23 protein-coding genes and 1 pseudogene are annotated in these 25,304 nt (G+C 65.4%); 15 read left to right on the forward strand and 9 right to left on the reverse strand.

Annotation, left to right across the window (positions count from 1 at the left end; all coding sequences use genetic code 11):
- The first annotated feature begins 49 nt into the window (after window positions 1-49).
- The 8 genes from AB7535_RS14780 to AB7535_RS14815 all read left to right on the forward strand — a co-directional run bounded on the left by AB7535_RS14780 (window position 50) and on the right by AB7535_RS14815 (window position 11,146).
- Window positions 50-1,066 (forward strand): SphA family protein, encoded by a 1,017-nt coding sequence (locus AB7535_RS14780; protein WP_085399545.1) that lies wholly within the window; start codon window positions 50-52, stop codon window positions 1,064-1,066.
- A 22-nt stretch (window positions 1,067-1,088) separates the two neighbouring features.
- Window positions 1,089-3,194 carry a cache domain-containing protein gene (locus AB7535_RS14785; RefSeq protein ID WP_439036570.1) on the forward strand — a complete coding sequence of 702 codons (2,106 nt, stop codon included), beginning with the start codon at window positions 1,089-1,091 and terminating at the stop codon, window positions 3,192-3,194.
- Window positions 3,191-4,195, forward strand: coding sequence for an ABC transporter substrate-binding protein (locus tag AB7535_RS14790; protein WP_439036571.1), 1,005 nt, complete (start codon window positions 3,191-3,193; stop codon window positions 4,193-4,195). The genes AB7535_RS14785 and AB7535_RS14790 overlap by 4 nt, the downstream gene beginning before the upstream one ends.
- A 270-nt stretch (window positions 4,196-4,465) precedes the next feature.
- Window positions 4,466-4,642, forward strand: coding sequence for a hypothetical protein (locus tag AB7535_RS14795; RefSeq protein WP_094183926.1), 177 nt, complete (start codon window positions 4,466-4,468; stop codon window positions 4,640-4,642).
- 137 nt (window positions 4,643-4,779) lie between these two features.
- Window positions 4,780-5,436 carry a protein-L-isoaspartate O-methyltransferase family protein gene (locus AB7535_RS14800; protein WP_439036572.1) on the forward strand — a complete coding sequence of 219 codons (657 nt, stop codon included), beginning with the start codon at window positions 4,780-4,782 and terminating at the stop codon, window positions 5,434-5,436.
- A 217-nt stretch (window positions 5,437-5,653) separates the two neighbouring features.
- The gene (locus AB7535_RS14805) at window positions 5,654-7,045 is read left to right on the forward strand and encodes a TolC family outer membrane protein (RefSeq protein WP_208071439.1); all 1,392 of its coding nucleotides are present in this window, start codon (window positions 5,654-5,656) and stop codon (window positions 7,043-7,045) included.
- A 306-nt stretch (window positions 7,046-7,351) separates the two neighbouring features.
- On the forward strand, window positions 7,352-8,119 hold the full coding sequence (locus tag AB7535_RS14810; protein WP_439036573.1) for a PopZ family protein: 768 nt from the start codon (window positions 7,352-7,354) through the stop codon (window positions 8,117-8,119).
- A 150-nt stretch (window positions 8,120-8,269) separates the two neighbouring features.
- Window positions 8,270-11,146 carry a valine--tRNA ligase gene (locus AB7535_RS14815; RefSeq protein ID WP_439036574.1) on the forward strand — a complete coding sequence of 959 codons (2,877 nt, stop codon included), beginning with the start codon at window positions 8,270-8,272 and terminating at the stop codon, window positions 11,144-11,146.
- Between the two features lie 92 nt (window positions 11,147-11,238).
- Here AB7535_RS14815 and AB7535_RS14820 read toward each other — a convergent pair whose 3' ends face one another.
- Window positions 11,239-11,841, reverse strand: coding sequence for a DNA-3-methyladenine glycosylase (locus AB7535_RS14820; RefSeq protein ID WP_439036575.1), 603 nt, complete (start codon window positions 11,839-11,841; stop codon window positions 11,239-11,241).
- 130 nt (window positions 11,842-11,971) lie between these two features.
- On the opposite strand from AB7535_RS14820, the gene lipA reads away from it, so the two are divergent.
- Complete coding sequence (gene lipA / locus AB7535_RS14825; protein WP_063983327.1) at window positions 11,972-12,928, forward strand: lipoyl synthase; 957 nt, start codon at window positions 11,972-11,974, stop codon at window positions 12,926-12,928.
- Window positions 12,929-12,934: 6 nt separating this feature from the next.
- Window positions 12,935-13,405: a type II toxin-antitoxin system RatA family toxin gene (locus AB7535_RS14830; protein WP_071914058.1), complete on the forward strand. Its 471-nt coding sequence runs from the start codon at window positions 12,935-12,937 to the stop codon at window positions 13,403-13,405.
- Window positions 13,406-13,515: 110 nt separating this feature from the next.
- Here the strand turns inward: AB7535_RS14830 and AB7535_RS14835 are convergent, their stop codons facing one another.
- Genes AB7535_RS14835 through AB7535_RS14860 form a run of 6 tightly spaced genes read right to left on the reverse strand, consistent with a single transcriptional unit; the run spans window position 13,516 to window position 18,572 of the window.
- A complete protein-coding gene (locus AB7535_RS14835) occupies window positions 13,516-14,331 on the reverse strand; it encodes a c-type cytochrome (protein WP_166096541.1) in 816 nt (271 codons plus the stop codon).
- Complete coding sequence (locus AB7535_RS14840) at window positions 14,331-15,953, reverse strand: b(o/a)3-type cytochrome-c oxidase subunit 1 (RefSeq protein ID WP_135213613.1); 1,623 nt, start codon at window positions 15,951-15,953, stop codon at window positions 14,331-14,333. The genes AB7535_RS14835 and AB7535_RS14840 overlap by 1 nt, the downstream gene beginning before the upstream one ends.
- Window positions 15,940-16,503, reverse strand: coding sequence for a cytochrome C oxidase subunit II (locus AB7535_RS14845; protein WP_135213614.1), 564 nt, complete (start codon window positions 16,501-16,503; stop codon window positions 15,940-15,942). Before AB7535_RS14845 ends, AB7535_RS14840 begins: the two co-directional genes overlap by 14 nt.
- Window positions 16,500-16,676, reverse strand: coding sequence for a hypothetical protein (locus AB7535_RS14850; RefSeq protein ID WP_166096542.1), 177 nt, complete (start codon window positions 16,674-16,676; stop codon window positions 16,500-16,502). Before AB7535_RS14850 ends, AB7535_RS14845 begins: the two co-directional genes overlap by 4 nt.
- 19 nt (window positions 16,677-16,695) lie before the next feature.
- Window positions 16,696-17,952 (reverse strand): cytochrome c, encoded by a 1,257-nt coding sequence (locus AB7535_RS14855; protein WP_439036576.1) that lies wholly within the window; start codon window positions 17,950-17,952, stop codon window positions 16,696-16,698.
- An 8-nt stretch (window positions 17,953-17,960) separates the two neighbouring features.
- Window positions 17,961-18,572, reverse strand: a complete 612-nt coding sequence (locus AB7535_RS14860) for a c-type cytochrome (RefSeq protein WP_225048829.1) — start codon at window positions 18,570-18,572, stop codon at window positions 17,961-17,963.
- 562 nt (window positions 18,573-19,134) lie between these two features.
- Here AB7535_RS14860 and AB7535_RS14865 point away from each other — a divergent pair.
- Together AB7535_RS14865 and AB7535_RS14870 are read left to right on the forward strand one after the other, a co-directional pair.
- Entirely contained in the window at window positions 19,135-19,314 is a 180-nt protein-coding gene (locus AB7535_RS14865; protein WP_071914051.1) for a hypothetical protein, read from the forward strand.
- A pseudogene (locus AB7535_RS14870) lies at window positions 19,315-19,443 on the forward strand (mechanosensitive ion channel domain-containing protein); the annotation flags it as partial.
- Window positions 19,444-19,492: 49 nt separating this feature from the next.
- Here AB7535_RS14870 and AB7535_RS14875 read toward each other — a convergent pair.
- Both AB7535_RS14875 and AB7535_RS14880 read right to left on the reverse strand, forming a co-directional pair.
- A complete protein-coding gene (locus tag AB7535_RS14875) occupies window positions 19,493-20,104 on the reverse strand; it encodes a CinA family protein (protein ID WP_439036577.1) in 612 nt (203 codons plus the stop codon).
- Window positions 20,105-20,107: 3 nt separating this feature from the next.
- The gene (locus AB7535_RS14880) at window positions 20,108-21,289 is read right to left on the reverse strand and encodes a bifunctional 2-C-methyl-D-erythritol 4-phosphate cytidylyltransferase/2-C-methyl-D-erythritol 2,4-cyclodiphosphate synthase (protein WP_135213616.1); all 1,182 of its coding nucleotides are present in this window, start codon (window positions 21,287-21,289) and stop codon (window positions 20,108-20,110) included.
- A gap of 282 nt (window positions 21,290-21,571) precedes the next feature.
- On the opposite strand from AB7535_RS14880, the gene dusB reads away from it, so the two are divergent.
- Genes dusB through ntrC form a run of 3 tightly spaced genes read left to right on the forward strand, consistent with a single transcriptional unit; the run spans window position 21,572 to window position 25,197 of the window.
- Entirely contained in the window at window positions 21,572-22,573 is a 1,002-nt protein-coding gene (dusB, locus tag AB7535_RS14885; RefSeq protein WP_193560863.1) for a tRNA dihydrouridine synthase DusB, read from the forward strand.
- Window positions 22,570-23,745, forward strand: a complete 1,176-nt coding sequence (locus AB7535_RS14890) for a two-component system sensor histidine kinase NtrB (RefSeq protein ID WP_028147561.1) — start codon at window positions 22,570-22,572, stop codon at window positions 23,743-23,745. The genes dusB and AB7535_RS14890 overlap by 4 nt, the downstream gene beginning before the upstream one ends.
- A 9-nt stretch (window positions 23,746-23,754) precedes the next feature.
- Window positions 23,755-25,197, forward strand: coding sequence for a nitrogen regulation protein NR(I) (gene ntrC / locus AB7535_RS14895; RefSeq protein WP_028147560.1), 1,443 nt, complete (start codon window positions 23,755-23,757; stop codon window positions 25,195-25,197).
- Window positions 25,198-25,304: the final 107 nt, after the last annotated feature.

A 25,304-nucleotide genomic window follows, 5' to 3' on the forward strand; every position in this document is an offset into this window, starting at 1 on the left:
AGCGTGATGCGTTCGGGTGGAAGACGTGACGAGAAAAGGGAGACGCGACGTGACGGGACACATTCGCAAAGCCGGGCTCGGGACTGCATTGGCGCTGGCGAGCTTTGCCGCTCAGCCCGCGCTCGCCGCTTCCGGCGGCGTGAGCTTCTGGCTTCCGGGCATCTTCGGCAGCTTGGCCGCCGTTCCCGTAACGCCTGGATGGGCCTATTCGACGATCTACCTTCACCTCAACGAAAAGGCCGGAGGAGGGCAGAACTTCGTCACCAGCGGCGGCATACCCGGCTCGGTGACCGCCGGCCTCAACGCACATGCCGACGCGTTCGTCATGGGCATCACCTACACCTCGCCGATGCCGGTGCTGGGCGGCCAAGCCGGCTTCACCGTGCTCACCGCGCCCGGCAACATTGGCGCCGGCATCGATGCGACGCTGACCGGTCCGCGCGGCAATACGATCTCGGGCAGCGCCACCGACAACCGCACGACGCTGACCGACGTGTTCTACCAGGGCACGCTGAAATGGAATCAGGGCGTCCACAACGAGCTGGTCTACATCACCGGCAACATCCCGAGCGGCACCTATGATTCCAGCCGGCTCGCCAATCTGAGTTTTGGCTTCCCCGCCATCGACGTCGGTGCCGGCTACACCTATCTCGATCCGAAGACCGGACACGAATTCTCGATCGTCGGCGGCCTCACCTATAGTTTCATGAACGGGGCCCTCCAGTATCAGAACGGCATGGATTTTCATGTCGACTGGGCTGCCTCGCAGTTCGTCAGCAAGAACGTTCACATCGGCATCGCCGGCTATTTCTTCCAGCAGATCACCGACGATAGCGGTCCCGGCGCCAAGCTCGGTGGCTTCCGCGGCCAGGCGGTCGGCATCGGTCCGCAGATCGGCTTCATGATCCCGATGTCCGACGGCTACCAGGGCTATCTCAATGTCCGAGGCTACAAGGACCTTGAGACAGAGAACCGGCCGAACAGCTGGTCGACCTGGGTTACTTTCTCGGTCTCGCCGGCAGCGCCCGCGCCGGCGGCGACGAAGCCCATCGTTCGAAAGTACTGATGGAGGCGTTCAAGCAGCTCCGATGACCGGAGAGAAAACCAGCAAACGCGTATTTCGCATTGGCTACCAGACATCGATCATCACGGTGTTCGTGGGCGTGGTGCTGCTTGTGGGCCTGACGCTGGTCTATCTCAGCTTCGAACGCGTGACCGCCATCACCAGGACGGCCGCCTCTGGCTTCATCGAGAAGGTGGCGCAGCTTGGCGCCGATCACATCGACGAGCAGTTCAAGAATGTCCGCGACAATCTCGACATCCTGTCCGGCCTGCCGCCGATCCAGGAGGCCGACATCGCGGACAATACGCGGCTCTACAGCCTGATGGCGGCGATGCTGCGCAACAACCCGCAGCTCTTCAATCTCTATGTCGGCTACGAGGACGGCTCGTTCATCGAGATGGACGTGATCGACCGGGCCCAGCCGTCGTTCCGGAAGGGCTTGAACGTCGATGAGGATGCAGCCTTCCGGCTGGTCGTGATCTCGCGGACGGCGGGGGCCGCGCCTGTCACGCAGTATCTCTCCGAAAACCTCATTCAGGTTGCCGAGGTCGCCGGACCCGCGAGCTACGACCCGCGGCAGCGGCCCTGGTATGTCGAGGCGTTCAAGAACGACAAGACGCTGTTGACCGGTCCTTACGTCTTCTACGCCACGGGCGAGCCAGGCTACACGCTGCGGACGCCGTTGAGGGAAGGACGCCGCGGCGTCGTTGCGGGTGATTTGCTGCTGAACCGGTTCGAGGACATGCTGGCAGAGCAGAAGCTCGGCCAATCAGGGCTGGCGTTCCTGTTCAACGATGCCGGGCGCATCGTTGGCCATCCCGAGATGAACCGCCTGATGGCGGAGATTCCTGAGCGGCAGGACGACCTGCCACAGATCGGCGCGCTCCGGCTGCCTGCGCTCGTGCCGGTCGTCCGCTCCTGGCGAGACGGCGGGGCGGCCCAGCAGTTCTTTGCCGATGCGTCGGGCCGAACCTATGTCGCGGCGGTCCACAGGCTCGAGACGGCCGGCTCGGCCAATATCCGGATGGCGATGGTCGCGCCGCTCGACGAGTTCTATGCGCAGATCATCGACGAGCGCCGCACGCTGTTCGCGCTGGCGCTGGCCTTCGTCGGAGCCACGCTGCCATTCGCGTTCTGGCTGGGATCGCTGATGGCGCAGCCGCTGCGCAAACTGGCCGACGAGACAGACGCGATCCAGCGGTTCGAGATTACCGAGCGGCCGCGCGTCCATTCCGTCATCGCCGAGATCGAGGAGCTTGGCCGCTCGGTGTTCACCATGCGCAGCGTGGTCCGCAGCTTTGCGAGCTTCATCCCGCGCCAGATCGTGCGCCAACTGATCGAGACCGGCTCTTCGCTCAGCCTCGGCGGCTCCAGGCGTGAGGTCACGGTGCTGTTCACCGACGTCGCCGACTTTACCGCCAAGACGGAGCGCGCCGACCCGTCGCAGGTGATGATCCACACCTCGCGCTATTTCGCGGTGCTGTCGGACGAGATCATGCGGCACCAGGGCACGGTCGACAAATATATCGGCGACGCCGTGATGGCGTTCTGGAACGCGCCGGCCGACGATCCCGACCACACCGTCAATGCCTGCCGTGCCATCCTGGCATGCCTTGCGGCCAACGAAGCGCTCAACAAGGAGTTTCGGCGCGAGGGCTGGCCGCCCTACGACACCCGCTTCGGCCTGCATGTCGGCGATGCCGTGGTCGGCAACATCGGCTCGAGCGACCGGATGAACTACACCGCGCTTGGCGCCACCATCAACCTGGCGTCGCGGTTGGAGGGACTGAACAAGAATTACGGCACGCGCGTGCTGGTCAGTGCGGCGGTCCGCGCCAGCGTCGGCGATAGGTTCCTGTTCCGCAGCGTCGACAGCATCACGCCGAAGGGATTTGCCGACGCGATCGAAGTCAGTGAGCTCCGCGGCGAGCTCGCGCACGCCGATGAAGCCGAGGTTGCGATGTGTCGACGCTGGGATGAAGTCTTTGCGGCGATCGCGCAGGACGGCGCGGCCGAGACGACGCGGGTCCGGCTGTCGGCCTTCCTGCACGACTATCCCAAGGATAGCGTCGCGCTATTTCATGCCCAGCGATTTCGGTCCGCGGCCCGGAATGCGGGAGCGGCGGCATGAACATCTTCGGTGTCAATCGCCGGCAGGTGCTGCGGCACGGCGCGGCGCTGGCGGCCGCGTCAATGCACGCGGCGCCAGCCATTGCGCAGGCGCGCAGCAGAATTCGGCTCGGTTATCTCCACGTTGTCGCCGTGGACGGACACATCTGGACCGGGCTCGATCGCGGCTCGTTCGACCGCGAGGGGATCGATTTCGAATTGCACGAGTTCAACACCGGACCTGAGGTCTTCGAGGCGATGGCGCGGGGTGAGCTCGACGTCCTCTCGGCCGGCGGCGTCATCTCCAACTATCTGGCGCTCGGCCGCGGCCGGGGCTTTCTCATCAACGACATTGAGGTCGCGACCGCGCAGCTCTGGGTCCGGCCGGCGCTCGGCGTCAAGGGGATGGCCGATCTCAGGGGCAAGCGGATCGCGACGACGATGAAGACCACGGCACACATTTTTCTCGATCGCGCGCTGCGGGCCAACAACGTCAACCCGTCCGAGGTCGAGATCGTCAACGGCAGCATGGCCGCCGCCGTCAAGGCCTTCATTGCCGGCGAGGTGCCGGCCGTTGCGCTCTGGGTGCCGTTCAACATTGCCGTCCGCGAGGCGTTGCCGGATGCGGTCAAGCTGGTGGACGCCTCCGCCTTCTACCCGCAATCCGCCGTGCTCGGCGGCTGGGCCGCGCGGATGGATTTTTATGCGGGGAACAGGGACGTGCTGGCTCGGATCATCCGCGCCTGGGCGGAAGCGAACGACCACATGGTGCGCAACCCGGCGGCCGCAGCGGAGGCGCTCCAGACACATTACGGGCAGTCGCGTCCCGCCGACATCGCGGAAGCCTTCAAGGCCCAGAAGCTCTATTCCTCGCGCGAATGGAAGCGGCTCTATTCCGACGGAACCGTCGTGAAATGGCTCCAGCAGGTCAGCGACTTCTTCATGACGGATGCCGGCGTCACCACACCCGTGCGGGCCGCAGACTATTTCGACACGCAGCTCTACCTTGCAACCGTCGCCTGAACTTGCAGGGGGCACAGGCTCGCACGGACACTTCCTTCGGGCCATGCATCGGCCTGCCCAGCGTCCAGATCATATTTCAATGTGTTTTCAATATCGTGCGCCCGCATTCTAATGTAGCCGCGGCACCACTTCAGGTGATATCCGCCCCAGCGCAGAATCGCACTCAAGCAGTTGTGTGTGTCGGGCGCGGTCGCGTCATGAGGGCGACGCCAATTCGACCCAATTCAAATCGAGCTTGGCAGGCGCCGGATCCTTACGGAGGTGATTCCAATGCCAGACGTCCTCGACCGTTCCGAAATGGCCCCCTCGATTCTGCCGGCGGACGTTCCCGAGCTCAGCGATGATGAATGCCTGGCCTGCCTCGCGCGCGCCGTCGAGGCGCACGATTCGGCGCGGCTCGACGAAGTCGCCGCATTGATCGGCCGCCTCGCAGTCACGATCGAATAGCTCATCGATCACCTTGACGCCTCGGGTTGCGCAGCCTGGTCCGCCGGGCCAACGGACGTGTTGCGTTTTCGCGGAGCCTGTTCCAAAGATGCCGCCAAATTTCGTCCGCGGCATCGTCCGCATTGCAGGGTCCGCAAATGTCCGGTTTCTCGACCGCGCGCCTAAAAATGGTCGATGGCCAGGTGCGCACCAATGACGTCACCGATCGCCGTATTCTCGACGCGATGCTCACAGTTCCGCGCGAGGCGTTCGTGCCGGTTGCCAGGCAGGCATTGGCCTATCTCGACCTCGATCTCGACGTGAGCGAAGGCGGGGCCAAGCGGTTCCTGATCAAGCCACAGCTGACCGGCAAGCTGCTCCAGGCCGCCGAAATCGGCGAGGGGGACAACGTGCTGGTGGTCGGCTGCGCCACCGGCTACTTCGCCGCGCTGACGGCCGGGCTCGCCCGTCAGGTCACCGCGACGGAGTGTGATTCGGCCCTGGCCGCGAAGGCCAAGGATGCTTGCGCCAGCCTCGCCAACGTCACGTGCAAGGCCGCAGCCTGCGCCGAAGGGGATCCTTCTGCCGCTCCCTATGACGTCATTATCCTCAACGGTGCCTTCGAGGTGACGCCAGAGGCGCTGCTCGGGCAGCTCAAGGAGGGCGGGCGCCTCGTGGGGGTGTCGGCCCAATCCACGCCCCCCCGGGCCGTGATCGTGACCCATACCCACGGTGAATTCGGCCATCGGGCGCTGTTCGATGCCGCAGCTCCGGTCCTTCCCGGGTTGGAACGGGCCGCCGCTTTCGTTTTCTGAACGCCCGATTGAGGGCTTTGGCCCGTTAAAATCCCGTTCTGAATCAGAAGTGTGGCCCGGATGCTGCACGTGAAGAGTTTCCACCGGGAACTACCTTCAGGTGGTTCCGTTGCGCCAATTGGCAGCCTATGTTGCTGAGGGGCAACGACTCCACTCGGTAGACGGTATCCTAGCTCGCGGGCACGAGCGGGGCGTTAGAATGAACGGAATTTAAGGGATGCATGGGGTGAAGCTCTTCACCGGAGCTGCGGTTTCGGTCCTGCTGCTGGCGCTTGCCGGGCCGACGCCTGCCTTGGCGGACACGATCGAGGCCGCCTTGGTGCGGGCCTATCAGAACAATCCGCAGCTCAACGCACAGCGCGCCCAGGTGCGCTCGACCGACGAGAACGTGCCTCAGGCGTTGTCGGGCTATCGTCCCAGGGTCGCGCTGACGGCGAACGGCGGCTATCAATATCAGGATACACTGAGTTCGCCGGGGCCGGGTAACACACCAATCAACGGGCCCAGCGTGCCGCGCAGCGTGGGTGTGACCGTCACGCAGACGCTCTATAACGGCAACATCACCGGCAACAGGACGCGCGCCGCCGAGAGCCAGGTTTCCGGCTCCCGCGAAGCGCTGCGCAGCCTGGATCAGAGCGTGCTGCTTCAGGGCGCTTCGATCTACATGGACTATCTGCGCGATGCGGCTACGCTCGAAGTCCAGCGCAGCAACGTGCGCGTGCTCGAGCAGACGCTGAAGCAGACGCGTGATCGCTTCAACGTCGGCGAAGTGACGCGCACCGACGTTGCGCAATCGGAAGCGCAGCTGGCGGCTGGCAAGACGCAGGCCCTCACGGCCGAAGCAAATCTCACCACGACGCGCGCGAACTTCCGCCGCATCATCGGCAACGAGCCGACGAACCTCGCGCCTGGCTCGCCGGTCGATCGTTTCCTCCCCGCGAGCCTCGCCGGGGCAGTCGAGCTCGGCCTGATCGAACATCCCAACGTCACGGCCGCGATGTTCGGCATCGACGTCAACTTTCTGCAGGTCAAGGTCGCCGAAGGCGCGCTGCTGCCGACGATCGCGTTGCAGGTGGGGGCCACGCAGGGGAACGAACAGTCCTTGATTCAATACAGGTCGTTCAACGCGTCCGCCATCGCGCAGGCCAATTGGCAGCTCTACGATGGCGGCAATTCATATTCGCTGATCCGCCAGTCCAAGGAAAACCTGGCGCAGCAGCGTCTCAACCTCGAAACCACCCGCGACCAGACCCGCGCGACGGTCGTGCAGTGGTGGGGTTCGCTGCAGGCCGGCAAGGCCCAGGTGCAGTCCGCGCAGGCGCAGGTCACGGCGTCCGAGATCGCGCTGAACGGCGTGCGCGAAGAAGCCAAGGCTGGTCAGCGTACCACCCTCGACGTGCTCAACGCGCAGCAGGCGCTGGTCAACGCGCGAGTCGCGCTGGTGACCGCACAGCACGACCGCGTGGTCGCGTCCTATCAGGTTCTGGCCGCCATCGGCCGTCTGTCGCCGCAGGTCCTCGGCCTTGCGACCACGGTTTATGATGCGAGCGTTCACTACCATCAGGTCCGCGACAGCTGGGCCGGCGTGCGCACGCCTGACGGACGCTAAGGTCCGTAGTCATCCGGTCGGCCTCGCAAACAGCCGAGGCCGACTGGTGCTTTGCTTGCAATCATCAAAATCCCTGACATAGCCTTGCCAAGAAGATGCGGGTCGATTCGCCCGGCACCTGATGTCGTGTGCGTAAAGGCTTGAGTGCCGAGGGCAGGGGCGCACCTCCGCACGTTGAGCCGTGAACTGGGGACAAGTCGGGCTGCCGCGACGAAAATGTCGGGGCGTCCGTTGCGGAACCGGCCAATCCTGTCGTGCTTGGTGTAAAACAACGCATGCGAGGGCGTTGATGATGTGGAGTCGGAGATGACGCAGCCTGCAAAGGTCACAGAACCCTCGATGGAGGAGATTCTGGCCTCGATCCGGCGCATCATTGCCGACGATGAGGCCAAGCCGCCGCCGGCCGAAGCTGCCAAGCCAGCGCCCGCTGCAGCTGCGCCGAAGCCGTCAGCCATGAACGACATTCCGCCATCCAAGGTCGCTCTCGCAAAACCTGCTGCCGAGAAGCCCGCGCCGCCGCCGGCTGCGAAGCCAGCTCCAGCGCCGCCGCCGCCCGCACCTGCGGCGGATGCATCCAATAACCAGGACGATATTGATGCTCTGCTGGCGGGGCTGGACGCGGCTACGCCTGCGCCCGAGGTCCGTGCGCCTGAGCCAGAGCCCGAACCTGAACCCGACGTGCTCGAATTGACCGACGAGATGGCGGTGGATCCGGAGCCGACGCCGCCTCCGCCGCCGCCGAGCTTCCGCAAGGTCGAGCCGCGCGACGATCTGGAATTCGCCGAATCGCCGCTGCGCCTGACGCCGTCATCGTCCTATCCGCCGGTGGACTACGATGCGCCGCCGCTGCCGCCCCAACAGCCGATCCTGGCGCAATCGACGGTCTCGGCGGTCGAATCCGCCTTCAATTCCCTGGCCCACACGGTGCTCAGCAGCAATGCGCGGACGCTGGAAGATCTGGTCAAGGAGATGCTGCGTCCGATGCTGAAATCCTGGCTCGACGACAACCTGCCGGGCCTCGTTGAACGCATCGTGAAGGCCGAAATCGAGCGGGTCTCGCGCGGCGGCAGGTGAGGGCGGCTCCCGAGCCCTCATAAAGCCCCTCTTATGCGCCTGTTTGGCCTGCCGACCGGCCGGAAAGCCGTTTTGCCGCCGGGCTTTCCGTTGATCCTCTCCCGGACCTTTTCGTTGACTTGCCCCCCGCGCGCGGCTTTCTAGCAGCCCATGATCGAGAAAAATTACCAGCCCGCCGATATCGAAGCCCGCATGTCCGTCGTGTGGGAGGACAGCCTTGCCTTCAGGGCCGGCCGCCCCGACCGCCGCGACGCAGTGCCCTTTACCATCGTGATCCCGCCGCCGAACGTGACGGGCTCGCTGCATATGGGCCACGCCCTCAACAACACCCTCCAGGACATCCTGTGCCGGTTCGAGCGCATGCGCGGCCGCGACGTGCTGTGGCAGCCCGGCACCGACCATGCCGGTATCGCCACCCAGATGGTGGTCGAGCGGCAGCTGATGGAGCGCCAGCAGCCCAGCCGCCGCGAGATGGGCCGCGAGAAGTTTCTGGAGCGGGTCTGGCAGTGGAAAGCCGAGAGCGGCGACACCATCATCAACCAGCTCAAGCGCCTCGGCGCCTCCTGCGACTGGTCGCGCGAACGCTTCACCATGGACGAGGGCCTGTCGAAGGCCGTCATCAAGGTGTTCGTCGAGCTGCATCGCGACGGCCTGATCTACAAGGACAAGCGGCTGGTGAACTGGGACACCAAGCTGCTGACCGCGATCTCCGACCTCGAAGTGCAGCAGACCGAGGTCAAGGGCAGCCTGTGGTATCTGCGCTATCCGATCGAGGGCAAGACGTTCAGCCCCGAGGATCCCTCGAGCTTCATCGTCGTCGCCACCACGCGGCCCGAGACCATGCTCGGCGATACCGGCGTGGCGGTGCATCCCGACGACGAGCGTTATCAGAAGCTGGTCGGCAAGAACGTGATCCTGCCGCTGGTCGGTCGCAAGATTAAGATCATCACCGACGAGTATTCCGATCCGGACAAGGGCTCGGGCGCGGTGAAGGTGACGCCGGCGCACGACTTCAACGATTTCGAGGTCGGCAATCGCCATGGCCTGCGCCGGATCAGCGTGCTCGACAAGGAAGGTTGTCTCGATCTCCTCGACAACGAGGATTACCTGCGCGACCTGCCGGAAGGCGCTTCGCAGTTCGCCGAGGAGTTCAACAAGGTCGACCGCTTCGTGGCGCGCAAGCGCATCGTCGAGCGACTGGAATCCTTCGGCTTCGTCGAGCGGATCGAGCCGCACACCCACATGGTGCCGCACGGCGACCGCTCGAACAGCGTGATCGAGCCCTATCTGACCGACCAGTGGTACGTCGACGCCAAGACGCTGGCAAAGCCCGCGATCGCGGCGGTGCGTTCGGGCGAAACGACGTTCGTGCCGAAGAACTGGGAAAAGACCTATTTCGAGTGGATGGAGAACATCCAGCCCTGGTGCATCTCGCGCCAGCTGTGGTGGGGTCATCAGATCCCGGCCTGGTACGGCCCCGATGGCAAGGTGTTCGTCGCCGAGACCGAGGAGGAGGCCGTCAGCCACGCGCTCGGCTATTACGTCGAGCAGGAGGTCATCACGGCCGAGCAGGGCCGCGAGATGGCGCTCGACCGCAACAAGCGCGAAGGCTTCATCACGCGTGACGAGGACGTGCTCGACACCTGGTTCTCCTCGGCGCTGTGGCCGTTCTCGACGCTCGGCTGGCCCGAGGACGCGCCGGAAGTGCAGCGCTATTACCCGACCAACGCGCTGGTGACCGGCTTCGACATTATCTTCTTCTGGGTCGCCCGGATGATGATGATGGGCCTGCACTTCATGAAGGAAGTGCCGTTCTCGACGATCTACATCCATGCCCTCGTCCGCGACGAGAAGGGCGCCAAGATGTCGAAGTCGAAGGGCAACGTCATCGACCCCCTCAACCTGATCGACGAATACGGCGCCGACGCGTTGCGCTTCACGCTGGCCGCCATGGCGGCGCAGGGACGCGACATCAAGCTCGCCACCAGCCGCGTCGAGGGTTACCGGAATTTCGCGACGAAGCTCTGGAATGCGTCGCGTTTCGCGGAGATGAACCACTGCGCCGTGCCCGAAGGTTTCGAGCCGGCGAAGGCCAAGGAGACGCTGAACCGCTGGATCGCGCACGAGAGCGCCCACACCACGCGCGAGGTGACCGAGGCGATCGAAGCCTATCGCTTCAACGACGCGGCCGGTGCGATCTACCGCTTCGTCTGGAACGTCTATTGCGACTGGTATGTCGAGCTCGCAAAGCCCGTGCTGCTCGGTCCGGATAGCCCCGCCAAGGACGAAACCCGCGCCATGGTCGCCTGGGCGCGCGACGAGATCCTGAAGCTGCTGCACCCCTTCATGCCCTTCATCACCGAAGAGCTGTGGGAGGTGACGGCCAAGCGCGACGGCCTGCTGGCGCTGGCGCAATGGCCGCTGAAGCCGTCCGAGCCGACGCCGGAGCAACTCGCGATGCTCGCCGCGGCTGCCGGGCCCACCGATCCGCTGATCTCGCCGGTCCTGATCATGCCGATCTTCGACCATGCCGACTTCACCGATCCCAAGGCGGAAGCCGAGATCGGCTGGGTGATCGACCTCGTCACGCAGATCCGCTCGGTGCGCGCCGAGATGAACATCCCGCCGGCGACGCTGACGGCGCTGGTGCTCGCGGGCGCCTCGACCGAGACCAAGGAGCGCGCGCCGCGCTGGACCGACGTCATCAAGCGCATGGCACGGCTGTCCGACATCTCCTTCGCCGACCGCGCACCTGATGGTGCGGTCCAGCTTCTCGTGCGCGGCGAGGTGGCTGCGTTGCCGCTGAAGGGCGTGATCGACGTCGCCGCCGAGCGCACGCGCCTCGACAAGGAGATCGGCAAGGCCGACGCCGACATCAAGCGCGCCGAGTCCAAGCTGGCGAACGAGAAGTTCGTCGCCAACGCGGCCGAAGAGGTCGTCGAGGAGGAGCGCGAAAAGCGCGAGGCAGCACTGGCCCGCAAGGCCAAGCTGCTGGAGGCGCTGGAGCGGCTGAAGCAGGCGTCGTAGAGCGTTTTCGAGCGAAGTGGAAACTGGTTCGCGTCAAGAAAGCGCGTCAAAACTAGAATCTAGAGCCCGTTCCATCGGAACGGGTTCTAGGCCTACTTCGGGAACGGCTTGCTCAAGAACTTCGAGCCCTTGACGCCATAGCGCCAGGGCAGCTCGACGGCCTTGGTGATGCCGATCCGGATCCCGGCCGCCACCTCGACCTCCTCTGTCCGCGCATGCAGCGCGATCGGCGGCCGGTCCAACGGCAGGGCGTTGTGCGCGATGGTGATGCCCAGCGCCTCGGTCAGCTTGCCGGGGCCCGAGCACAGCGCATGCGCCTCCTGGAGATGGCGGCGGCGGCGCATCGCCGCCAGGCCATGCGTCGGCTCCAGTGCGCGGATCAGCACGGCGCTGGCGGAGCCTTCCTCCTCGCAGACGAAGTTCACGCACCAGTGAATGCCGTAGGAGCGGTAGACATAGGCAAAGCCGGGCGGGCCAAACATGATTTGGTTCCGCGGCGTCGGGCCATTGTAGGAGTGCGCCGCCGGCTCGGTATGATGATAGGCCTCGACCTCGACGATGAGGCCGCCGACGCCATTGACCAGTATGGTGGCCCCGATCAAATCGGGCGCGACCTCGTGGACGCTGCGGCCGAAAAACGCACGCTTCAGGGCTTTGCCGAGCCGCGGTGGTGAGGCTTTCGAGGTTGGAGCCATTCGAGGTGAGAATCGCCTGAGAACAGAGCAGGATATTGCCCATATCTGCCATGTTCCCTGAAGCGGCGCGAGCCGGGTTGCGGCAGGCAGCCAGACCGACTAGGTAGGACCTGAACAGACCGGACAGCCCATGGTCGTTATTGTCGACACCATCTCGAACCCGTTGCGCCCCCGCCACCCTGAAAAGGTGAATCGCCCCGATTCCGCTTCGCCGCCGAAGCCGGACTGGATCCGCGTGCGCGCCCCCAATACCCGCGGCTATGCCGACACCCGCAACATCGTGCGCGCCAACGGCCTGCACACGGTGTGCGAGGAGGCGGGCTGCCCGAACATCGGCGAGTGCTGGGACAAGAAGCACGCGACCTTCATGATCATGGGGGACACCTGCACCCGGGCCTGCGCGTTCTGTAACGTCAAGACCGGCATGCCCAATGCGCTGGATGCGGCCGAGCCGCAGAACGTCGCCGAAGCCGTCGCCAAGCTGGGGCTGGCCCACGTCGTCATCACCTCCGTCGACCGCGACGATCTGGCCGATGGCGGCGCCGAGCATTTTGCAGAGACCATCCGTGCGATCCGGGCCGCGTGCCCCTCGACCACGATCGAGATCCTGACGCCCGACTTCCTGCGCAAGGAGGGGGCGCTCGAAATCGTCGTCGCGGCGAGGCCCGACGTGTTCAACCACAATCTCGAGACCGTGCCGTCGCGTTACCTCACGGTGCGGCCCGGCGCGCGCTACTTCCACTCGATCCGGCTGTTGCAGCGGGTCAAGGAGCTCGATCCCACCATCTTCACCAAGTCCGGCATCATGGTCGGCCTCGGCGAGGAGCGCCACGAGGTGCAGCAGGTGATGGACGATCTGCGCTCCGCCGACGTCGACTTCCTGACCATCGGGCAATATCTCCAGCCGACCCGGAAGCACCACGCCGTGATGCGCTATGTGCCGCCCGACGAGTTTTCGTCCTACGAGAAGGTCGCCTACACCAAGGGTTTCCTGATGGTGTCGGCGAGCCCGCTCACCCGTTCGTCGCATCATGCCGGCGAGGACTTTGCGAGACTGAAGGCCGCACGGGCCGCGACTGCCCGCTGAACCGCCATGCCCAAATTTTCAAGCAAGCGCCGTGTCCATCACAGCGCGTCCGAGATGTTTGATCTGGTCGCCGACGTCGAGCGCTACCCGGAGTTCGTGCCGCTGTGCAGCGCGCTCAAGATCCGCCAGCGGATGGCCAAACCCGACGGCACCGAGGTGCTGGTCGCCGACATGACGGTGTCGTTCAAGCTGGTCAAGGAGTCCTTCACCAGCCGCGTGACGCTCGACCGCGCCAATCTGAATATCCGGGTCGAATATCTGCAAGGCCCGTTCAGCAACCTCGAGAACCGCTGGACGTTCGAGCCCAAGGGTGAGGGCGTCTGCGACGTCGGATTCTTCCTGGCCTACGAGTTCAAGAGCCGGATGCTGGCGATGCTGATGGGCTCGATGTTCGATGCCGCGTTCGCGCGCTTCTCCATCGCATTCGAGAAGCGGGCGGATGCGATCTACGGCCGGCCAAAGCTGGCGTCGTCGTAAGGCGTACTCTCTCCGCCGTCATTGCGAGGAGCCCTTGCGACGAAGCAATCCAGGGTCTTTCCGCGGAGGGATTCTGGATTGCTTCGCTGCGCTCGCAATGACAGTGAGGCTCAATCCACCGCCTTCACCACATCCGGCGGCTGCGAGGCGTAATAGGCCGCGGCCGCCTCGATCTCCTGCGGCGTCATCGCGCGGGCGATGTTGCGCATCTGCTGGCTGATGTCGTTGCGCCGCTCGCCGGATGCGAAGGCCTGGAGCTGCGCCTTCATGTAAGCTTCGGACTGGCCTTCGAGCCACGGACTGCCGGTCTTGTTGTCGAGGCTGCCATGGCAGGAGCCGCAGGGCGCGATCCCGCGCATCGGCGCGCCGTAGATGACGATGCTCGGTTTCGGCAGCTGCGGCGTCGGGTGATAGGCTGCCGGCCGCGGCAGATAGGCGTAATAGTTCGAGAGATCGGCGATCTCCTGGTCCGTCAGATTGACGGCGAATGGCGACATCACGGCATTGGTGCGCGCGCCGGATCGGAAATCGTGCAGCTCCTTGTAGATGACGGCCGCGTACTGGCCGGCGAGATTGGGCGAATCCGCGCGGCTGATGCCGGTCGGGCCGTGGCAGATCGCGCAGCGCTGCGCCAGCGTCGCGCCGCGGCCGATCGCTTCCTGGCTCGGACGCGACAGCGTATGCGAGGTCAGCACGACCTCCGACAGGCGTTTTGTCTGCTCGGGCGCAGTAACATTCGCCGCGCGCTGTGGCACGCCGGCGGCGCTGCAGATCGCATCCCAGACATTGGCGAACTGAACCCAGGGCTGTGCGAAGGGCAGCACGATGAAGCCGGTGATCGCCGTCACGATCAGGATCGCGGCGGTGATGCCGACGCCCATCCTGAAATGGCTGTTGCGGAAGGTGAAGAGGTCGCGCGCGCTCATCACTGCGCTCCCACATAGACGGCCGGCACCGACGTGCCCTCGGTCAGCGCCAGCGTCACGATCGGGTAGCCGTAATTGGTGAGGGTGAGGACGATCATCAGCGCCACCCACAGCGCATGCGTGTTGAGCGCGACCGGCACGGTCGCGGGCTGATGCACAGCCAGCGCAAAGCGGTACGGGCCGGCGTCAACCCGGGGCGCACGCATGCCACGTGCGAGGATGACGATGAACATGATGCCCGACGCCAGCAGGATGAAGCCGCCGATCGCGGAGAACGTGACCGAGAGCGCCTGCGGCGCGATCGCGGGATCGCCGAAGTCGAAATAGGCCATGCGGCGCGGCATGCCCAGGATGCCGACCCAGTGCCACGGGAAGGTCGTGATGATCATACCGATGAACCAAAGCCAGAGCTGGGTGCGGATCAGGCGGATGTCGATGAGTTCGCGCCCGGTCAGATGCGGCCACAGATCATAGGCGATCGCAAAGTACATGATCACGATGGCGCCGCCGAAGATCAGGTGGAAATGGCCGGTGATCCACTGCGTGTTGTGGATCGACGCATCGAGCTGGTAGCTCATGTTGATCAGGCCGCCGGCGCCGCCGAAGCCGAGCATGACGAACGAGAACGCCAGCGCCAGCATCATCGGGTTGTCCCAGGGCAGCGCCTTGATCCAGCCGAATAGGCCGCGGCCGCCGCGCAGGCGCGCCGCGATCTCGACCGAGGCGCAGATCGTGAACACGGTCAGCAGCGTCGGCAGCGCGACCAGCGCCGTGAAGGCCGAATGGATGAACTTGAAGCCGGCGCCGACCTGCGGATCGGCGAAGGTGTGGTGCATGCCGATCGGCATCGCCACCACCAGGAACAGGATGAAGGAGATCCGCGCCATGCTGTCGGAATAAACCCGGCCGCCGATCGCGCGCGGCACGATGGTGTAATAGGCGATGTAGGTCGGCATCAGCCAGAAATAGACGATGGCGTGCAGCGTCCAGGAGAAGAACACGCGGGCAAGACCCGCGTCGATCGTGGCCTTCAGCCCGGCCGCGACGGGAATGATCTGGAGCAGCAGCTCGAGCGCGGCACCAACCGCGGTCCAGGCCCAGAGATAGGAGCCCGCAACATTGGCGAACATCGCCAGCGGCACCGGTGCACCGGGATGGGCCTTCCGCCAGACGCGCAGATTGATCGCCATCAGCGCGACCCAAATCCAGGAGCCGACCACGACCAGCACGACGCCGAGGTAGTAGAAAACGTTGCCGATCAGCGGCGGATAGAAGGTGTAGAGCACCGACGCGCGCCCCAGCGCGACCGGGATCAGCGCCATGACGCTGCCGATCACGATCAGCCAAAATCCGGTCCAGGCCCAGCGCACGCCGACCAGGCGCTGCTCCAGCGCGGACTCGCTGATGGCATAGCCAAAGCCCATCGCGACGAGCGTGGGAAAGACGTAGCCCATCACCGTGCCGTGCGCGGTCAGCGAGCGGTAATAGAGCTCGGGATTGGACAGCCAGGTGCCGATCGGGCTGCGGATGAACATCTGCCAGGCGCCGAGCGTGAGCGCGATGCCGAACACGCCGAAGGCCAGCCAGAAATGGGCGAGGATGAGTTTCCTATTCGCCAACACAGCTCAGCCTCCCGCCACCCTTCGCGCGATCGGCGAAGTCGGTCTTGTTGATCACCTTGACCTTGCCCCACATGCCCTCGTGGCCGAAGGAGCAAAACTCCTGGCAGGGCATCAGATAGTCGCCGGTCTTCGTAAAGCGCATCAATTGCTCGGAGATGTAGCCCGGCACCAGCATGGTGTTGATGTTGGTGCCCTGGATCAGGATGCCGTGGACGACGTCGGCGCTGGTGGCGCGCATCGTGATCGGCGTATCTACGGGCACCACGATGCAGGCCGGCGTGAAGGAATATTGCTGGCCGATCGCGCGCACGGTCACATTGCCATTGGCCTCCAGCACGCTGCCGAGATTGCTCTCGACGAATTCGCCGGACAGATGAATGCGCGAGGGATCGGTGGTCTCGACGCGCGGCTGCGGCATGGTGGCGCGATGGATGCCGGCGAAGGCTGCCAGAAGCGCCATGCCGACGACGATTATCACGGCAATGGTCGCCCAGCGCCGCTCGACGCGGGCCGCGACCTCGGCGCTGCCATGGGTGTCCTCTGCGCTCATTGCAGTGATCCGCGCGGCAGGAAGACGAAGAGATAGAAGGCAAGCCACATCGCGACCACGCAGGCCGTGGCGATGCCGGCCAGCACGATCGCGCCAGACGGTCCTTGCGAGACGACTTCCTCGACGGCCTGGTCGGCGGCGGCTGGGCTGGTCGGCGGATCGGAATTGAACATGACGGTTCTCTGGCGCCTCTCAGTTCAGCGGTGCGGAGCGCAGCTCGTTGGCCTCGCGCGCCGACACCGGCGTGCCGCGATTGCCCCAGGCGGTGCGGATGTAGGAGACGACGGCGGCGACCTCGTTGTCGGAGAGGAGGCCTGCGAAGGGCGGCATGCCGTAGGGCATCGGATTGCCCTTGGTGCCCGGCGGATAGCCGCCATTGAGCACCATGCGGATCGGGTTGACCGCCGACTGCATCTCGATCGACTGGTTGTTGGCGAGCGGCGGCCAGTGCGGCGGCTTGCCTTCGCCCTGGACGCCGTGACAGCTCGCGCAATTCTTGTCGTAGACGGTCTTGCCGAGGCTGATCAGCAGGCTGCTCTCGGTGGTCGGCAGCGCCGAGCTCGGCGCCGGCGGAGGCGAGGGCTCCGCGATGCCCTTGAGGTACACCGCCATGGCGCGCGTGTCCTCGTCGTTGAGATATTGCAGGCTGTTGTGCACGACCTCGGCCATCGGGCCGTAGACCACGCCGCGCATGGAGACGCCGGTCTGGAGCAGGTCGGTGATGTCCTTGATGCTCCAGTCGCCGAGCCCCGCCTCACGGTTGGAGGTGAGGGACGGCGCGTACCAGTTCTGCATCGGGATCAGGCCGCCCTTGAAGGCGTCCGATTGCGAGGTGCCGCCAAGCGCGTTGATCGGCGAATGGCACATGCCGCAATGGCCGAGCCCCTCGACCAGATAGGCGCCACGATTCCATTCCGCCGACTTGGTGGGGTCGGACTTGAACTCACCCTCGCGGAAGAACAGCGTGCGCCAGCCGAGGATGAGCTGGCGGTTGTCATAGGGAAAGCGCAGCTCGTGCGGCTTGTTCTTCTGGTTCACCGGCTGAATCGAGCGCAGATAGGCGAAGATCGCGTCGCTGTCGGCGCGTGTCACCTTTGTGTAGGACGCGAACGGCATCGCCGGATAGATCAGCCCGCCATCCGGGAAACGGCCGTTGTGCATGGTTCTGTAGAAATCGTCCGCGCTCCACTTGCCGATGCCGGTCTCCGGATCGGGCGTGATGTTGGAGGTGTAGATCGTTCCGAACGGGGTCGGCATCGGGCGCCCGCCGGCAAACAGCCGGCCCTCAGCCGCAGTATGGCAGGCCGTGCAATCGCCGGCGCGGGCGAGATATTCACCCCGCGCAATGACGTCGCCGGCCTTGTCCTGCGCCTGCGCGGCCGTGATGAGCGCGGCGAGGGCCAGGAGCTTGATCGAAAGCAGCGTGATCGACAGTCTTGAGCCCATCATGCGCCTCGTCAGTTGGGCTGGCTGCCGCAGCCGAACGGCAGCGCGTAGGTGCCTTTCGGGACGGGGGCCGGGTTGGTGGGCGCGGGTCGCGTCGCGAGCCAGGCCGCAACGGCGGTAACATCTGCTTCCGTCAGATGGCCGGCGACGAGCTGCATGCAGTCCGGCGATTTTGCCGTTCGCGTGCCGTAGCGCCAGGCGCCGAGCTGCGCACTGACGTAAGCGGCGCGCAAGCCCAGCAGACCGGGGATGCCGGGCTGCATGCCGGTGAGGCCCGGGCCGTGACAGCTCACGCACGCCGGTATGTTACGACCGGCATCGCCGCTGGTCGCGAGCAGCTCGCCCTGCGCCAGCACTTCCTTGCTGACTTCGCTCGGCGCGGGCTGCGGCAGCGGCGGATGCTCGCTGGCGAAATATTCGGCCATCGCCTCCAGATACGGATCAGGCAGAAACTCCAGCAGATAGTTCATCGGCGGGTATTTGCGCCGGCCGCTGCGGAAGGCGAGGAGCTGGTTGTAGAGATAGCCGGCCGGCTTGCCGGCAAGCCGCGGGAAATAGACGTCGCTGGTGCCTTCGCCCTTGTTGCCGTGACAGGGCGTGCACGCCTCCACCCGCGCCGCCATGGTATCCGGCGGCTGGTTGGCCGTTTGTGCTGCAGTACCATCAATAGCGGCCAAGGTAGCAATAGCGATTGCCAGTGCAGTGTCGCGAGCGAACACGCCGTCGCCCTCCAGAAAGCAGGACCGGGTTGATTCCTGGCCACAGCGTAGAGCCGCATTATTGCGCCAATACAGTCGCGCGCAAGATCGGACATGGCGATGACGCTTGGTCGCGGTTGCACATTTGCGATCCTGATCGAATTCGACAAGAATTGCGTGCTTTTTGAAAACTGGCGTAACGCCGCGATCTCGCGGCGTATTCCGCCCGAGCTTTGCTTCACAAGCGGGAAGCGCGGCAATGTGGAATCCGTTCGCGCGCGCGCGGATGTTCTGCCGCTTGGGCCGGGCAGACGACCCATCATCAGAGTGCATCTTCCCGTCGGGCGACAAGTGCAGTTTGTGCCAAAACGCACCGCGCTGACGCAACACCCCTTGCCGGAAACGGCGCACCGCGAGCTCTGCCCTTCGCGAAAGGTTCGACTACAATCCGAGTCGGGCGCGGGCGCCTTATCGCGGGATCGGGGAGATGGGACGCTGGAAGCAGGCATGGAGCGAAGAAGACCTTGGCAGGCTGAAGGTCCTGGCAGGCACCAAGCCGATTGCGCTGATAGCGAAAGAGCTCGGCCGGACCCGCGGCACGGTGCTGGCGAAGGCGATTGAGCAGAAGCTCCCTGTCATTTGTCGGACGAAGCGCCAGGAACAATAGGGCGCGATATCGCTCGCGATCGGTCTGGCGTTACAGGGCACGCTGTCCAATCTCGCTGCCGGCGTGATGCTGCTGCTGTTCCGGCCCTTCCACATCGGCGCCGACGTCGAGGTCGGTGTGGGGCGTGGCGATCATCAATCACAGCGCGAGCGCGCTGCTGGCGGCGGCATGAAGTGGCTCAGCCGCGCGGTGACCGCGGCGTCCTGCGCTTCACCGCATGCCGGCGCGGCGAGCGGGTCACGCGGGGACGCAGGCGGGTTGCCGCGGCGGCGCGCCGGGGCTTGGGCTGGGCCTTCGGGCCGCGGGCGAGATCCATCAGCATGCGCAATGCCTCGACCACCGAGCGCTGGCGCACGGCGGTCCGGCCGATCGCGCCAAAGCGATGCTCGCGATGGACGATGCGGCCGTCGCGCGCGGCAACCGCGAAATGCACGAGACCGACCGGCTTGCCGGGCGTGGCGCCGCCGGGGCCGGCGATACCGGTAATGGCAACGGCGAGATCGACGCCGGCACGCTCCAGCGCGCCGACCGCCATCGCGGTTGCGGTCTCCTTGCTGACGGCGCCGAAATTCGCGAGCGTGCTCGCCTCGACCCCTAGCATCGCGCGCTTGGCGTCATTGGAATAAGTGACGAAGCCGCGGTCGATCACGTCGGAGGAGCCGGGAATGTCGGTCAGCGCGCCGGCAACCAGACCGCCGGTGCAGGACTCGGCGGTGGCAATCGTCAGCTTGCGCATCCGGCACAGATCGCGCAGCGAGCGGGAGAGGGCGCGTGCGTCGCTGCCGCCCATGACCTAGACGCTCCAGGGCAGACGGATGGTGGCGCTCGCGGTGGCCGCGATGCCTTCCTCGCGGCCGGTGAAGCCGAGCCGCTCGCTGGTGGTCGCCTTCACCGCGACGCGCGAGATATCGACCCCGGAGATCTCGGCGATGCGGGCGCGCATGGTGTCGCGCAAGGGGCCGATCTTCGGCCGCTCGCAGATCATCGTCACCTCGAGGTTGGCGACGCGGCCGCCGCGCTGCGCAACGCGCTCGATGGCGTATTTCAGGAACTGGTCGGAGGAAGCCCCCTTCCATTTCGCATCGCTCGGCGGAAAGTGCGAGCCGATATCGCCGTCGGCGAGTGCGCCGAGGATGGCGTCGACCAGCGCATGCAGGCCGACATCGCCGTCGGAATGGGCGAGGAAGCCTTTGGTGTGCGGCACCCGTACGCCACAGATCATCACGTGGTCGCCTTCGCCGAAGGCGTGCACGTCATAGCCGGTGCCGGTCCTGATGTCGCCGAGCAGGCTGGCCAGGCGCGCTTCCTCGCGCACGAAATCCTCGGGAGTGGTGAGCTTCATATTGGCAACATCGCCTTCAAAGGTTGCGACCGTCAATCCCGCCCATTCGGCAATCGCGGCATCGTCGGTGAAATCGCTGCGCCCATCCTTTGCCGCGCGACGATGCGCCTCGAGGATGACGTCGAAACGAAAGGATTGCGGCGTCTGCGCGATTCGCAAGGCTGCGCGGTCCGGCGTGTCCTCGACATTGCCGCTCTCGCCGGTGACCTTGATCGTGTCGGTGACAGGGACGACGGGGAGCGCAGCGCCGGTGCGGCTGGCCGCCTCGATCGCGCGCGAGATCACGCCTGCCGAGACGAAGGGGCGCGCGGCGTCGTGGATGAGCACTATATCGGGCTTATGCTTGGCGAGTGCTTCGAGCCCTGCGAGCACGGAGGCCTGCCGCGTCGCGCCGCCATTGGTCGGCGGCTCGTGGCTGAGACCTGCGACCGCTGCCGTGAACATGGCGCTGTCGTCGGGGTTCACTACCGGCTGCACGGCGAACACGTCGGGGTGGCGGCTGAAGGCTTCCATGGCGCGGTAGATCACGGGGACGCCGCCGATCTCGCGATATTGCTTGGGACCACCGGCGCCAGCCCGCAGGCCGCGTCCGGCCGCGACGAGGACGACTGCGGTGCGCTGTGATTTCGCCATAGGACTCAAATACTCAGTTGGTGATGAAGAGAGTCGGGGGAGTGGGGTGATTGCCGCATGCCTCTAGCACGGCAGGCCCGCAAAAAAAGGGGTTTCCCCGGATTGTGGGAAACAGCATTTTGCTGCACTGCACTTGAAAGATTTGCAGAACTGTCTAAACTGTAGGCATGACGCTTGACTGCACAAGAATTGTGCGCAAGATAGGTCATGGCAGGCGCGATGAGGCCCTGCCTACGCAACGAGACCCCTGTGACCGGCTCGGCAGTATCAGGCTCTAAGCCGTTGAAAATTGGCGATATCGAGGTCGCCACCCCGGTCTTCCTGGCGCCGATGTCGGGGGTCACCGACTCGCCCGTCCGCCGGCTCGCCGCCGAGCTCGGGGCCGGTCTGGTCGTGTCCGAAATGACCGCCAGCGATGAGCTCGCGAATGGCCACAAGATGTCACGGTTGCGCTGCGAAGCGACCGGGATCGGGCCTCATGTAGTCCAGCTCGCCGGCTGCGAGGCGCACTGGATGGCCGAAGGGGCCCGGATCGCCGAAGCCGGAGGCGCCGACATCATCGACATCAACATGGGCTGTCCGGCCCGGCATGTCACCGGCGGCCAGTCCGGCTCCGCCCTGATGCGCGATCTCGACCATGCCGTCAGCCTGATCGATGCGACGATCGCGGCGGTGAAGGTGCCGGTGACGCTGAAGATGCGGCTCGGCTGGGACGATCACACCCGCAACGCGCCGGAATTGGCGCGGCGTGCGGAAGCCGCCGGCATTGAGCTCGTCACCGTGCACGGCCGCACCCGCTGCCAGTTCTACAAGGGCGAGGCCGATTGGGATGCGATCCGCGCGGTGCGCGAAGCGATCTCCATTCCGCTTGTCGTCAATGGCGACATCACCACTTACGAGAAGGCGCTCGCGGCGTTGGAGGCCTCCGGCGCCGATGCCGTGATGATCGGCCGCGGCGCGCAGGGGCAGCCCTGGTTGCCCGGCGAGATCGGCCGCCGCCTGAAGGGCGGGGCGGTCGAAGCCGCGCCGTCGCTCGAGACCCAGCTGCATTATGTCCGCACGCTCTATGAGGGCGTCTGCGCGCTCTACGGCCTGCGGATCGGCCTCCGGCACGCGCGAAAACATCTCGGCTGGGCGCTCGACGTCGCGGCCGATGTGAGCCGTGCGCCGGCCGAGAAGCTGAAAGCCTGGCGCCAGAAGATCCTCACCTCCGAGGATCCGCGCCTCGTCCACCAGTCGCTGCAAGATGCCTTCGACGATTTCGCATGGAGCGCTGCTGCATGAGCTCAGTTGCTGACCATCGCCGGCCGCTTCCGTCCGAGAGCGACGCGATCCTGGATGCGCTGCCCAATCCCGTGCTCATGATCGGGCCGGACGGCAAGATCGTCGCCGCCAACATCGCGACCGAAGCCTTCTTCGACATCTCGACGCAGTTCCTGAAACGGCAGTCGCTGAAAGAGCTGGTGCCGTTCGGGAGCCCCTTGCTAGCGCTGATCGACCAGGTTCGTTCGTCGAACTCGCCGGTCAACGAATACAAGGTCGATCTGGGCACGCCGCGCATGGGCGGCGACCGCCAGGTGGATCTGCATGTCGCCCCGCTGACGGAACGGCCCGGCCATATCGTGGTGATGCTCCAGGAGCGCTCCATCGCCGACAAGATGGACCGCCAGCTCACCCATCGCAGCGCCGCGCGCTCGGTGATCGCGCTGGCCGCCATGCTGGCGCATGAGATCAAGAATCCGCTCTCCGGCATCCGCGGCGCCGCGCAGCTGCTGGAGCAGCAGGCCTCGTCCGAGGACCGCATGCTGACGCGGCTGATCTGCGACGAGGCCGACCGCATCGTGACGCTGGTCGACCGCATGGAGGTGTTCGGCGACGAGCGCCCCGTGGTGCGCGGTCCCGTCAACATCCATTCCGTGCTCGATCACGTGAAGCGACTGGCGCAGTCGGGCTTTGCCCGCAACATCCGCTTCATCGAGGATTATGATCCCTCGCTGCCGCCGGTCCTGGCGAACCAGGATCAGCTCGTCCAGGTGTTCCTCAACCTCGTGAAGAACGCCGCCGAAGCGCTGATCGACGTCCCCGACGCCGAGATCCAGCTCACCACCGCGTTCCGTCCCGGCGTGCGCCTGTCAGTCCCCGGTCAAAAATCCCGTGTATCCCTGCCGCTCGAGTTCTGCGTGAAGGACAACGGACCAGGCGTGCCGGACGATCTTCTGCCCAACCTGTTCGATCCCTTCGTGACCACCAAGCAGACCGGCTCGGGTCTTGGCCTGGCGCTGGTCGCAAAGATCATCGGAGATCACGGGGGCATCATCGAATGCGAGTCTCAGCCGCGCAAGACCACCTTCCGCGTGCTGATGCCGATGTATTCCACATCGGTCAAACATGCCGATCAAAGCAGCCGCGACGGCTCTGCCGGGAAGTCGTCGTCTGCGTCACAGGGGGCGAAATGAGGATTAACGATGCCCGCAGGTAGCATTCTCGTTGCTGATGACGACACCGCCATCCGCACGGTTCTCAATCAGGCGCTATCCCGCGCCGGCTACGAGGTCAGGCTGACCGGCAATGCCGCAACGCTATGGCGCTGGGTCAGCCAGGGGGAGGGCGATCTCGTCATCACCGACGTGGTGATGCCCGACGAGAACGCCTTCGACCTGCTGCCGCGGATCAAGAAGATGCGGCCCAATCTGCCCGTCATCGTCATGAGCGCGCAGAACACGTTCATGACCGCGATCCGCGCCTCCGAACGCGGGGCGTACGAATATCTGCCAAAGCCCTTCGACCTGAAGGAACTGATCGCCATCGTCGGCCGTGCGCTGGCCGAGCCGAAGGAACGGGTCTCGACGCCGGACGAGGACGCCGAGATGGAGGCGATCCCGCTGGTCGGCCGCTCGCCGGCGATGCAGGAAATCTACCGCGTGCTGGCGCGTCTGATGCAGACCGACCTCACCGTGATGATCACGGGCGAGTCCGGTACCGGCAAGGAGCTGGTGGCGCGCGCGCTGCACGATTACGGCAAGCGCCGCAACGGCCCGTTCGTCGCGGTCAACATGGCGGCGATCCCGCGTGACCTCATCGAGTCCGAACTGTTCGGCCACGAGCGCGGCGCCTTCACCGGCGCCAACACCCGCGCCTCGGGTCGGTTCGAGCAGGCCGAGGGCGGCACGCTGTTCCTGGACGAGATCGGCGACATGCCGATGGAGGCGCAGACCCGCCTGCTGCGCGTGCTCCAGCAGGGCGAATACACCACCGTCGGCGGCCGCACCCCGATCAAGACCGACGTGCGGATCGTCGCGGCGTCCAACAAGGACCTGCGCGTCCTGATCCAGCAGGGCCTGTTCCGCGAGGATCTGTTCTTCCGCCTCAACGTCGTGCCGCTGCGGCTGCCCCCCTTGCGCGAGCGCATCGAAGACCTGCCGGACCTCGTGCGGCACTTCTTCACACTGGCCGAGAAGGACGGTCTGCCGCCGAAGAAGCTCGATGCGCTGGCGCTGGAGCGGATGAAGCAGCACCGCTGGCCCGGCAACGTGCGCGAGCTCGAGAACCTCGCCCGGCGCCTCGCCGCGCTCTATCCGCAGGACGTGATCACCGGCTCCGTCATCGACGGCGAGCTGGCGCCGCCCACGGTCAGCCCGGGTGCCGCTGTCCAGCAGGGCGTCGACAATCTCGGCGGCGCCGTGGAGGCCTATCTGTCCTCGCACTTCCAGGGCTTCCCGAACGGCGTGCCGCCGCCGGGCCTCTATCACCGTATCCTCAAAGAGATCGAGGTGCCGCTGCTCACGGCCGCGCTCGCCGCCACCCGCGGCAACCAGATCCGCGCCGCCGATTTGCTCGGCCTCAACCGCAACACGCTGCGGAAGAAGATCCGGGACCTCGATATCCAGGTGTATCGGAGCGGGGGCTAGTTTTCCGAACGGACGGTGGCTCAGCTCCCCCTACCAAAGCGGAGCTGAGCCTTCCGGATCGCGCTGGCCGTTGTGGCTAACGCGGTGAGCAAAAGTCCGAATCAGGC

Source organism: Bradyrhizobium sp. 956_D2_N1_4, from assembly GCF_052076025.1.
GTDB classification, from domain to species: Bacteria; Pseudomonadota; Alphaproteobacteria; order Rhizobiales; family Xanthobacteraceae; genus Bradyrhizobium; species Bradyrhizobium barranii.